The following is a 12,117-nucleotide window of genomic DNA, read 5'->3' on the forward strand; positions in this document are numbered from 1 at the left end:
CTTTTGTGGAAAAACAAAACCGTGGACCGTACATTCTGGCGGCCGGGGCAGGGGTACAGCTGCTCACCGGCATCCCGGCGGCATGGGGGGCCTTTCAGCGGCCGGTCATGCAGGGGTACGGCCTGTCCCGCGGGCAGGCCATGCTGGTCTTTGCGGTGCTGGTGGCCTCCTACGGCGTGGGCTGTGCGGCGGGCGGCCTTCTGCAGGACCGCCGCGGCCCCCGCACGGCCGGGCTGTGGGGCACCGGGCTGCTGGCGGGAGGATTCCTGGCCGCCGCCCTGGTGCCGCCCGGCAATGCGCCCCTCTTCCTGCTGGCCTACAGCCTGCCGGCGGGGGTGGGCAGCGCCTTTCTGGCCCCGGCGGTACTGGCCTGCGCCCAGAAATGGTACCAGACCAAAAAAGGATGGGCCACCGGCGTGACCGGGGTGGCCATGGGACTTTCCGGCGCATTTTATACACTGTTTGTCCGTCTGGTGGCCGGGCATTGGGGCGTCCGGGTCTGCTTCGCGGCGCTGGGCCTGCTGATGCTGGCGGTCTGCGGCAGCGGCGCGGCCATCCTGCAGGACCCGCCCGCCGCAGGGCAGGGGGAAGCCTTACAGGGACTGGACCGCAAGCAGATGATCCGCACCCCCCAGTACAAACTCTGCATGGCGGCGGTGGCTCTCAGCGCCCCGCCGGTGCTGCTCTTCAGCCCCGAAATCTACACCATCGCCGCCGACCGTGGCCTGCCGGAAAACTTTGTGCCCTTCAGCATCGTGCTGGGTTCGGCGGCCAGCGCGGCGGGACGGCTGCTCTGCCCGGCGGGCAGCGACCACTGGGGCCGCAAGCGGGTGCTGTACGCCGTCTACCTGGGCCTGGCGGCGGGTTCCGCCTGGTTCGCCTTTGCCCGGGAAGGCTGGGTGCTGGCCTCCTATGCCTTGCTCACCTTCTTCTACTCGGGCGGTGCCGCCGTGCAGCCCGCCCTCAACACCGATCTGTTCGGTCTGCGCCATGCGGGGGTCAATTACGGCTTCATTGCCCTGGGCATGAGCGCCGGCAGTCTGTTGAGCTATCTCGGCAGCCAGGCTCTGCCGCTGTCGGCACGGCACTGGCTGGCGGGAGGCTGCGCCCTGGTGGGGTTATTCTGTGTACGTCTTGTAAAACCTGTGGCAAAATCTTGAAATGGAGCGCTGGAACGTGTACACTATATAAGTTATCCCTTTTTGCAACCGATTCCAAAGGAGGACCCATGCAGCAAACCCAACAGCTGCGGCAGCTCGCAGCGCGCTCCGCCACCGCCTTTCTGCTGGCGGTGCTCTGCGTCTACCCGTTGTACATCGATAAATTTTCCAACCTGGGCGTCGTCAAGTTCACCGGCGTATGCACCCTCTCCTGGGCGTTCTGCCTCTGGCTGGGGGCGCTGGCCCTGGTGGGCGCCGTGCCCCGCCCGGGGCGCCTGCCCGCCCGGGACACCACTCTCTGGTCACTGGGGGCCTTCGTGCTGACGACGCTGGTCTCCACGGCCGGGTCCCTGTCGCCCACGGCCTCCTTCTGGGGGCTGGGCGGCTACTACGGCGGCCTTATGATGGTGCTGTTCACGGCGGCCGGCTACCTGGCGGTGCGCGCCTTTGCCCCCCAGGGCATCCTGAACGGCCTGACCTTCTGTGTGGGCATCACCACCGCCATCGTCACGGTGCTCTATGTGCTCAACATCTTCAACATTGACCTCATCGGCACCTACGCCAACACGGCCGTGGTGGAGCGGGCCCAGTTCTTCTCCACACTGGGACAGAAAAATTTCAACTCCGGCTTCATGGCCCTGGCGCTGCCGCTGGTTTTTTATGCCTTTCTGGTGGCCCGCGGGGTACGGCATACCCTGTTCTATGGCGTGCCGGCCTTCTTCGGCGGGCTGGCTCTGGCGGTGGTGGATGCCGAAGGCCTGGCCCTGGGCATCGGCGCGGCGGTGCTGGTGCTGATCTGCCAGAAGATGTTCACCACCCGCACGCTGCGGCGGATGGCGGTGATCGGCGCCTTCTTCTTCTTCCACGCCGGATGGATGCAGTACATGCGCACCCATGTGTATACCCAGGGCGGCAAACCCATGCTGGCGGCGCTGGGCCACATGGGGCTGGAGGGCCTGGCCGTCTGCACAATCCTGTGGGCGGTACTGCGGTTTGGCCTGCACGGGCGGGAGATCCCCCTCTGGAAGGCCGGCCGGGTGGTGGCGGCGGTGGCTGTCACCGCCATCGTGCTGCTCTACGCTCTGGCCAACTTCTGGCCGGGTTTCCCCAGTCTGGGCCGGCTGGATGACATCCTGGTCATCAACGACGACTGGGGCACCTACCGGGGCACCGCCTGGCGGATCACCTGGAGCACCTGGCTGGATCAGCCGCTGTGGCGCAAGATCCTCGGGGTGGGTACCGGCATGATGCACACCGCCATGATGGCCTGGGCGGGCAGCGATGTGACCGAGCGGATGAAAACCTTCTATGCGGCCCACAATGAGTATCTGGAACAGCTGCTCACCACCGGGCTGCTGGGGCTGGCGGCCTGGGTATGGTTTGCCGTCTCCCACCTGCGGTGTGCTGCCAAAAACTGGCTGCGGCCCGGCGTGGCGCCGATGACGCTGGCCCTGGTCAGCTACCTGGCCCACGCGATCGTGTCCATCCGGGTGTCCATGATCTTCCCCGAAGTGATGCTGCTCTTTGCACTGCTGACGGTCTTCTGCCGTCCGCCCGAGACGGAGGACCACCCCGCCGAAAAGCCCCGCCACGGTAAAGGGAAAAAGGCAAAGCCGGAAACACAGCCCGCCCCGGGGCTTGTGCGGCTGTGGGCCCCGCCCGCTGCGGCGGCCATCCTGATGATGGCGGTGTGTGGCGCGGCATCCCGGGTGATCTTCGGGTTCCTGTTTTGAGAAAAAGGGGAAAACGGGCGAAAAAACAAGGAGTTAGCTTTTGCTAACATCTTGCAAAACGCACGGCGACCCTTTATAATAAACTTAGCTGTGAAAAGCCTAACAATATGCAAAGGAGAGAAAATTATGATCGAATACTCCGCACAGGTCAATAACATGTGCCCGATCACAAAAGGGCCCAAGCACGGTCCCGCGCCCATTCCCGAAGAGGGCGAATGGGTAAAGGCCTATAAAATTGAGGACATCAGCGGCTATACCCACGGCGTGGGCTGGTGCGCTCCTCAGCAGGGCACCTGCAAGCTCAGCCTGAACATCAAGAACGGCATCATCGAGGAAGCCCTGGTCGAGACCATCGGCTGCTCCGGCATGACCCACTCCGCCGCCATGGCCGGTGAGATCCTGCCCGGCAAGACCATTCTGGAAGCGCTGAACACCGACCTGGTGTGCGATGCCATCAACGTGGCCATGCGTGAGCTGTTCCTGCAGATCGTCTACGGCCGCAGCCAGACCGCTTTCTCCGAGAACGGCCTGCCCATCGGCGCCGGCCTGGATGACCTGGGCAAGGGTCTGCGCAGCATGACCGGCACCATTTTCTCCACCAAGGCCAAGGGCGTTCGTTACCTCGAACTGACCGAGGGCTACATCCTCCAGACCGCTCTCGACAAGGACAACCAGGTCATCGGCTACAAGTTTGTCCACCTGGGCAAGATGATGGACGCCATCCGTCACGGCACCGATCCCAAGACCGCCTACGAGAAGAACATCGGTACCTACGGCCGCTTCAGCGCCGAGCAGGGTGCTGTCAAGTGGATCGACCCGCGTGAAGAATAAGAGAGGGAGGAACAGATACTATGGCTACTTTTGAATCCCAAGAGCGCCGGATGCCCAAAATTAACGAGTGCCTGAAAGCCAACGGCCTCGAGTCTCTGGACGCCTGCAACGAAATGCTCCTTGCCAAGGGCATCGACTGCGACAAGATCGTTCGCGGCGTTCAGCCCATCTGCTTTGATAACGCTGTCTGGGCTTACACCCTGGGCACCGCCATCGCTGTCAAGCGCGGCCTGAAGAGCGCCGCCGACTGCGCCGCCGCCATCGGCGAGGGCCTGGAAGCCTTCACCGTGCCCGGCTCCGTTGCCGAGCAGCGTCATGTCGGCCTGGGCCATGGCAACCTGGGCGCCATGCTGCTGCATGAGGACACCCATTGCTTCTGCTTCCTGGCCGGCCACGAGTCCTTCGCTGCCGCCGAGGGCGCCATCGGCATTGCCCGCACCGCCAATAAGGTCCGCAAGGAGCCCCTGCGTGTTATCCTGAACGGCCTGGGCAAGGACGCTGCCATGATCATCAGCCGTATCAACGGCTTCACCTACGTCAAGACTGATTTCGACTTCAAGACCGGCGAGGTCAAGGTTGTCGAGACCACTCCGTACTCCGATGGCGAGCGCGCTGCCGTCAAGTGCTACGGCGCCAACGACGTTCTGGAAGGCGTTGCCATCATGAAGATGGAGGGTGTTGAGGTTTCCATCACCGGTAACTCCACCAACCCCACCCGCTTCCAGCACCTGGTGGCCGGCACCTACAAGAAGTGGGCCATCGAGAACGGCAAGAAGTACTTCTCCGTCGCTTCCGGCGGCGGCACGGGCCGTACCCTGCATCCCGACAACGTGGCTGCCGGCCCCGCTTCCTACGGTCTGACCGACTCCATGGGCCGTATGCACGGCGATGCCCAGTTCGCTGGCTCCTCCTCCGTGCCTGCCCACGTTGAGATGATGGGTCTGATCGGCGCCGGCAACAACCCGATGGTCGGCATGACCGTCGCCTGCGCGGTTGCCGCTGCTCAGGCCAACGCCTGATCTCCTTTGTAAACTGCATACTGACTGGCCGCCGCCCGGCTCTGCGCCGGGCGGCGGCTTTTGCTTTTGAAAGATTTGTAAACTCTTGTGCAATACTTGCCCCGGCGGGATGCAGGGTGTATAATAGGACTGTATATGTGAAAATGCGGGAGGGGTGTGCCATGCCACGCAAAGAAGGTCAAAAACGCAAACTGCTTGTCCTTTTGGAGATCCTGGCCCGGGAGACGGACGAAAAGCATCCGTTGAGCGTGCCGCAGCTGGTGGAAAAGCTGCAGGAACACGGCATTGAGGCCGAGCGCAAGAGTGTCTACGGCGATCTGAACACCCTGAACAGCCTGCCCGATGCCCCCTACGAGATCGTGCAGCTGCGCGGCCGCGGCGGCGGCTACTATATGACCGATGTGCTGTTTGAGCTGGCCGAACTCAAACTGCTGGTGGATGCCGTCTACGCCAGCAAGTTCATCACGGCCCGGAAATCCAAGACACTGATCGACAAGCTGGGACAGTTCACCTCGCGCTACCGCCAGGCGGAGCTGGACCGTAAAGTGCTGGTCAGCGGCCGGATCAAGAGTACCGACGAGAAGATCCTCTACACGGTGGACGCGCTGCACACGGCCATCACGGCGGGGGAGCAGGTCCAGTTCAAATATTGCGAGTGGAGCATGGAGAAAAATATGGTGCCGCGCCACGACGGCCAGCTCTACCAGGTCAGTCCCTGGGTGCTGGTGTGGGAGAACGGCAACTACTATCTCATCGCCTACACCGAGGGCCGCCTCAAGCACTACCGGGTGGACAAGATGCAGAATGTGCATCAGCTGGCCGGCAGCAAGCGGGAAGGTGCCGCCGAGTACGCCGAGTTTGATGTGAACACCTACATGCAGCAGATGTTCGGCATGTTCAACGGCCCGCTGAAAAAGGTGACGCTGCTGTGTGAAAACCGGTTTGCCGGGGCGATGATCGACCGCTTCGGCACCGGGCCGATCCTCAATCCCTGCGAGGACGGGGAACACTTTACCATGACGGTGGAAATCCAGGTCAGCCCCCAGTTCTTCGGCTGGGTGGCGGGCTTTGGCACCGGCGTGGTGGTGGCGGGGCCGCCGGAGGTCCGCGCCGAGATGAAAAAGACGCTGGATCGGCTGCAGGAGCTCTATCGCTGATTGCAAACCGGGGCAAAATATGGTATGCTGATATGATACGCTCCCCGCGTGGCAGCGGCAGGAAGGACCGCCCCGGCGGTCGGCAACCAATCTCGTAAGGAGGGCACCTCCGGTGCTGGAAAAGAACCAACGATACAAAAACATACTCAGCGGCCTGCTGGATGCGGTGCTGCTGTTTGCCGGTTTTCTGCTGGCCAACTATGTGCGCTTCAATTATGTCCGCTTCTTTGAGCCGGGCGGCGCCGGGCCGGCACTGGATGTAGCCCAGGATCCCCGCAACCTGCTGGCCGGTACGGTCACCTCACTGGTGCTGGTGCTGGTCTACTGGGTGGCGGGCATCTACAACAATTCCCGGATGCGCGGCCTTTCGGTGCGCTGCACCCGCATAGCCATCATCAATGCGGGCGGCATCCTGGGCTTTGTCTTCATCCTTTATCTGATGCACTTGGACGACTACTCCCGTGTGGTGCTGGGCCTGTTCTACTGCTTCTCCACCGCTCTGGTGGTCATCAAGCGGCTGATCCGCCGCTGGTATGACCGTGCCCGCCGCCGCAGGGGGCTGGGGCTGCGACATATCCTGCTGGTGGGCGGCGGCAAGTCGGCGGCTCTCTACCTGCGGGCACTGGAACACAACCCCTACTATGGTTTCACGGTGGACGGGTATCTCTCGCCTTTGGAGGAGCCGGGGCTGGGGGTGCCCTACTTCGGCGGTTACGACAAGCTGGATGAGTGCCTGGAAAATCCCGGCATTGACGAGGTGGTGGTAGCGCTGGAAGCCGACGAAATCCAGATGCTGCCCCGCACCTTTGCCGCCTGCGACAAGCACGGCACCCGCATCACCATGGTGCCCTTTTACAGTGATTATCTGCCGGCCCGTCCCACCATCGACGTGCTGGACGAATGCAAACTCATCAATGTGCGGCAGACCCCCTTTGACAATATCCTCAACGCCGCCGTCAAGCGCGGACTGGACATTGTGGGCAGCCTGATTCTCATTGTGCTGACCAGCCCCGTGATGCTGGTCACGGCCATCGGCGTCAAGCTGTCCAGCCCCGGGCCGGTGATTTTCCGGCAGGAGCGGGTAGGGCTGAACAAGAAGCCCTTCATGATGTACAAGTTCCGCTCCATGCGGGTGAACGCCAAACAGCAGACCGGCTGGTCCACCGACTACGATCCCCGCAAGACGCGGTTCGGCAGCCTGATCCGCAAGTTCAGCCTGGACGAGCTGCCCCAGTTCTTCAACGTGCTGAAAGGGGATATGTCCCTGGTGGGACCGCGCCCCGAGGTGCCCTTCCATGTGGAGCATTTCAAGGAGGAGATCCCCCGGTATCTGGTGCGGCAGCAGGTCCGCCCCGGCTGCACGGGCTGGGCGCAGATCCACGGCCTGCGGGGGGACACCGACATTGCCGAGCGCATCCGCTATGATATCTGGTACATCGAGAACTGGACCGTGGCGCTGGATATCAAGATCATCTTCCGCACGGTGTTCGGCGGCAAGATGATCAACGACGAAAAAATACAGTGATCCCACTGGAAACCGGGTGAGAGTTTATGAGCAAGACAGAACCGAAAGTTGCCATTGTACACGACTGGCTGGTGGCCTATGCCGGAGCCGACCGTGTGGTGGACTGCATGCACCATGTGTTCCCCAACGCAGTGATCTATACGCTGGTCTACGACGAGAAGAAGATGCCGGCCTGGTTCAAGGATTACGACATCCGCACCACCTGGGTGCAGAGGATTCCCTTTGCCACCCGGATTTATAAAAATCTGCTGCCGCTGATGCCCGGTGCCTTCGAGGCGCTGGACCTGTCGGAGTATGATCTGGTGCTGTCCTCCTCGTCCTCCTGCGCCAAGGGGGTCATCACCCGGCCGGACGCGGTACATATCTGCTACTGCCATACGCCCACCCGCTATGTGTGGGATTTCTACTACACCTACCGGGACAACGCCAACTGGCTGGTGAAAGCCGTCATGCCCCACCAGATCCACAAGATGCGTGTCTGGGACAAGTGTGCCGCCGACCGGGTGGATTATTTTATCGCCAACTCCCACTACATTGCCCAGCGCATCAAAAAGTACTATCGCCGGGACAGCGACGTGATCTATCCCTGCTGCCACATCAATGAGGCACCCTTCGTGAAGAAGGAGGACTTCTATCTGGTGGTGGGCCGCCTGACCTGGTACAAGCGGGTGGACCTGGCGGTGGCCGCCTGCACCAAGCTGGGCAAGCGGCTCGTCGTCATTGGCGGCGGCGGGGAGGAGGGCAAGCTCAAGGCCATGGCCGGGCCCACCATTGAATTCAAGGGCGGCGGCCTCAGCGACGAGGAGGTGCGCGGGTACTACCTGCGGGCCAAGGCGTTCCTCTTCCCCGGGGAGGAGGATTTCGGCATCACGCCGGTGGAGGCTCAGTCGGCGGGCACGCCGGTGCTGGCCTACGGCCGCGGCGGCGCCTGCGAGACAGTGCTGCCCGGCAAGACCGGCTACTGGTTCCACGAGCAGACGCCCGACAGCCTGATGCGCTGCATCGAAGTGTTCGAGCGGGACGGCGTGGCCTACACCAAGGAAGAGATCCGGGAACACAGCCGCTCTTTCAGCGAAGCGCGGTTTGAGAAGGAGCTGGGAGAATACTGCGCCCGGCGCATGGCAGACTGGCAGCAGGAACTGCTGGACTGCTCCCACTGGCAGAAGGAGGAAATGGATTGAACCCCATTGTCATCAACGGCACCGTGCTGTGCGACAACATCACCGGCATCCCGCGCTACGTGTATGAGACGGTCACCCGGCTGGACACCCTGCTGGAGGGGACCGGCCTGGATGTGCGCATCGCCTACCGGGACGACGGCCGTCCCATCCACCTGCCGGAACTGAAAAACATCCGGCTGGTGCCCCTCAAGGCGGTGAAGTATTTTTACAACATGGCGGTGCTGCCGGCCTATCTGCGGCGCAACCACGCCTTCTTTGTGGGGCTGGCCAGCGATATGCTCATGACCCGCCGCAGCGTGGTGGTGCTGCACGACATCCGCCCGCTGGTGATGGATACCGACCGGGGCTTTTTCCGGTTCAAGTTCTGGGTACACTGCCTGTCCACCAAATGGTTCGCCCAGAAGGTGTACACCGTCAGTGAGGACCAGCGCCGGCTCATCAGCGACAAGCTGGGCATTCCCCTGGACAAGATCGGGGTGACCTACAACGGCTGGGAGCACATGAAGCAGGTGACCCCTGACGAGAGCATCTTCGACAAGCTGCCCGGCGTGACGAAAGGGGAATACTTCTACGCCCTGGGGAGTCTGGCCAAGCACAAGAACTTCAAGTGGATCCGGGAGGTGGCCCGCCGCAATCCCGACAAGACTTTTGTGGTGGCGGGGGGCAAGGACCTGCGGGCCTTCGGTGACGATGCCGAGGCCAGGGACACGGCCAACGTGTTTTATCCGGGCTATGTCAGCGACGCCGAGAATGCGGCGCTGATGCAGAACTGCAAGCTGTTTCTCCATCCGGCTGTTTTCGAGGGCTTCGGCATTCCGCCGCTGGAAGCGCTGGCCCTGGGGGCGCCCATCGCCCTGGCCCGGGCCAGTTGCCTGCCGGAACTGTACGGCGACACCGCCCGCTACTTTGACCCCTACGATTACGAGGTGGATCTGGACGCCCTGGCGGCCCAGCCGGTGGCTCCGCCCGACAAAGTGCTGGAAAAGTACAGCTGGGACAAGACGGCGGCCTTCTGGCTGGAACAGATCAAACGGTACGCGGCGCAGTAATCTTCTGGTTCGCCGGACCCAAAGGGAAGGATAGAAAATCGGTATGATCATTGCGGCATTGCTGACGACGGCGCTGATGGCGCTGCTCTTCGGGCTGCTGCCGGCGGGCCTCGCCGGGCAGCAGATCCGGGGACGGGATCTGGGCTGGACCATCGGCCTCTGGCTGGTGGTCTGGCTGTTTGCGCTGTGCGCCTACCACCGCCCCGGCATCACGGTGGGCTTTGACGGGTTCCGCCTGGCGGCCCTCACGGCCATGACCGGCTGGGCAGGGCTCTGCACAGCAGGGCTCCGCCACTTCGGACGCCGGGGCGCCAGGTTCGTGCTGCCGCTGCTGGCAGTGCTGGCGGCCGGCACGGAACTGTTTGTCTGCAATGTGACCTACTTCAACACCCACAGCTATGAGCCGTTCCAGCTCATGGACTATCTGGACCCCAACGTCAATGTGGAGCGGGGCAACGGAACCATCTCCCTGGAGGAGGGGCGCACCTACCTGCGTTTTCTCGACGTGGACCGGCCTGTCTACAACCTTCACCTGGACAACCTCACCAACGACGACACTGACCCGCTCCACGCGGACAGTGCCTTTACCTTTGCCGTGGAGGGCACCGACGAGGCCAACAGTCAGCTGGTCCGTTTCGGCAGCTGGGAAGTGGCGCCCCAGGCGGCGCGCACCCACACCATCAGCCTGGACCTGACCGGCAACGTGGGCATGCTGGTGCTGCAGGCCAGCGGGTACACCAGCACCTATGCCCAGTATCCGGTGGCCTTTACCGTCACCGGCATCACGGCCAACATGCCCCGGCCGCTGCAGTTTTCCCTGCTGCGGTTCGCCGCGCTGTGGCTGCTCTTCGGAAGCGTCTATCTGCTGCGGCCCCGCAGCGGACTGTGGCAGCGCCGCTGGCTGGCGGGCAACCTCTGTGACCGCGCCGCCGCCACCGTGCTGGGCTTGATTCTGGCGGCCTTTGTGGTGGTGGTACCCTTCTGGGAACCCGGCAATTCCGGGCTGGCCACCGCCACCTACAACACCGGCTTCTGGGACGGGGAGAGCACCGTCAGTTTTGTCTACCAGCAGTACGGCGCGCTGGCCCACAGCCTGCTCAACGGCCGCCTCGACCTGGAGGAGGACCCGCCCGCGGAACTGCTGGCCATGGACAACCCCTACGACGCCTCCGCCCGAGACGCGCTGAACATCCAGGGCGGCCGCTGGGACCATGCCTTTTATAACGGGCGGTATTACGTCTATTTCGGCATTGTGCCCTGTCTGCTGTTCCAGCTTCCCTTTGAAGCCATTACCGGCATCCAGAATCTGGCCTATGCCCCCTGTATGGTGATCCTGGGCCTGGTGTTCCTGATCAGCTGCTACGGAATTTTGAGCCAGGTGGTGCGCCGCTGGTTCCCCCAGGCATCAACCGCTGCCTACCTGCTTTGCGTGGCGGCGCTGGTGCTGGGCAGTCAGCTGTATTCGCTCTTGATCCGCCCCTATATTTATGAGTACGCCATCCTGTGCGGCGCAGCCCTGCTGATGTTGGGGCTGTGGCTCTGGCTGGCAGCCGCCAGTACGCCGGTCAACCACAGGGGGGTGCTCACGGTGCGGCTTGTCTTTGGCAGCCTGTGTGTGGCACTGGTGGCCGGGTGCCGTCCCCAGATGGAACTGTTCGCCCTGCTGGCGCTGCCCATCTTCTGGAACCGCTACATCGTCCACGGACGGCTGCGCAGCCGTGCCGGCGTGCGGGAGGCGGTGGCCTTCCTGCTGCCCGTTGTGGTGGTGGCCGCGGGCCTGATGTGGTATAACTATGCCCGCTTTGGTTCTCCCTTTGATTTCGGTGCCACCTACAATATTACCGGCAATGATATGACCAAGCGCGGCTTCAATGTGGTGCGCATCGGTCCGGCGATTTTCACCAGCCTGCTGGATCTGCCCCGTCTGCAGAGTGTATTTCCCTATCTGCAGGAGACCGATGTGTCCACCAATGCGGTCATTCTGACCATCAGCGAAAAATTCTGCGGCGGCATGCTGGCAGCCACCCCCTTTACCTGGGCGCTGCTGCTGCCGGCGCTGCCGCTGGCACGGCGCAGCCTGCACCGCCGCCGGGGCGCGGCGGCCATCGTCTACGGTTCTGTGGCGGCCATGGTGCTGATTACGGTGGTGGACTGCCAGATGGCCGGCGTGCTCTACCGGTATCTGATGGATTACAGCCCGGTGCTGCTGCTGGGCGCGGCGATCTGCTGGCTGCTGGCTGATACAACCCTGGCCCGGCGGGCCGCGGGGGGCGAGGCTCTGGCCGTCTCGCTGCTGCCGGTGCTGCGCATCGGTATGGCGGCAGCCCTGGCGTGGAGCGTTGTGTATCGTTTCTGCACTTTGTTTGCGATGGAACCCTGGCTGCAGGGGATGAACCCGTCGCTGTATTATACGGTGAACCGTCTGGTTCAGTTCTGGATGTAAAGGCAAGAAAGAGAGGTCC

General features: G+C 62.9%; 9 protein-coding genes. All 9 read left to right on the forward strand.

All coding sequences use genetic code 11. The features are described 5' to 3' along the window. Positions 1-5 precede the first annotated feature (5 nt). The 9 genes from ABGT73_RS02815 (at position 6) to ABGT73_RS02855 (ending at position 12,098) form a co-directional block, all read left to right on the forward strand. A complete protein-coding gene (locus ABGT73_RS02815) occupies positions 6-1,160 on the forward strand; it encodes an MFS transporter (protein WP_346668323.1) in 1,155 nt (384 codons plus the stop codon). Between the two features lie 68 nt (positions 1,161-1,228). Continuing rightward, complete coding sequence (locus ABGT73_RS02820) at positions 1,229-2,893, forward strand: O-antigen ligase family protein (protein ID WP_346668324.1); 1,665 nt, start codon at positions 1,229-1,231, stop codon at positions 2,891-2,893. A gap of 129 nt (positions 2,894-3,022) precedes the next feature. Continuing rightward, entirely contained in the window at positions 3,023-3,724 is a 702-nt protein-coding gene (locus ABGT73_RS02825; RefSeq protein WP_346670301.1) for a hypothetical protein, read from the forward strand. A 20-nt stretch (positions 3,725-3,744) separates the two neighbouring features. Then, positions 3,745-4,743 carry a GGGtGRT protein gene (locus ABGT73_RS02830; protein ID WP_346668325.1) on the forward strand — a complete coding sequence of 333 codons (999 nt, stop codon included), beginning with the start codon at positions 3,745-3,747 and terminating at the stop codon, positions 4,741-4,743. A 161-nt stretch (positions 4,744-4,904) separates the two neighbouring features. After that, positions 4,905-5,900, forward strand: a complete 996-nt coding sequence (locus ABGT73_RS02835) for a WYL domain-containing protein (RefSeq protein ID WP_346668326.1) — start codon at positions 4,905-4,907, stop codon at positions 5,898-5,900. Positions 5,901-6,012: 112 nt separating this feature from the next. Continuing rightward, positions 6,013-7,425: an undecaprenyl-phosphate glucose phosphotransferase gene (locus ABGT73_RS02840; RefSeq protein WP_346668327.1), complete on the forward strand. Its 1,413-nt coding sequence runs from the start codon at positions 6,013-6,015 to the stop codon at positions 7,423-7,425. A gap of 26 nt (positions 7,426-7,451) precedes the next feature. Further along, complete coding sequence (locus tag ABGT73_RS02845; protein WP_346668328.1) at positions 7,452-8,606, forward strand: glycosyltransferase; 1,155 nt, start codon at positions 7,452-7,454, stop codon at positions 8,604-8,606. Then, positions 8,603-9,655, forward strand: coding sequence for a glycosyltransferase family 1 protein (locus tag ABGT73_RS02850; RefSeq protein ID WP_346668329.1), 1,053 nt, complete (start codon positions 8,603-8,605; stop codon positions 9,653-9,655). The genes ABGT73_RS02845 and ABGT73_RS02850 overlap by 4 nt, the downstream gene beginning before the upstream one ends. Positions 9,656-9,698: 43 nt before the next feature. Continuing rightward, entirely contained in the window at positions 9,699-12,098 is a 2,400-nt protein-coding gene (locus ABGT73_RS02855) for a hypothetical protein (protein ID WP_346668330.1), read from the forward strand. Positions 12,099-12,117: the final 19 nt, after the last annotated feature.

This window comes from uncultured Subdoligranulum sp. (assembly GCF_963931595.1).
GTDB lineage: Bacteria > Bacillota > Clostridia > Oscillospirales > Ruminococcaceae > Gemmiger.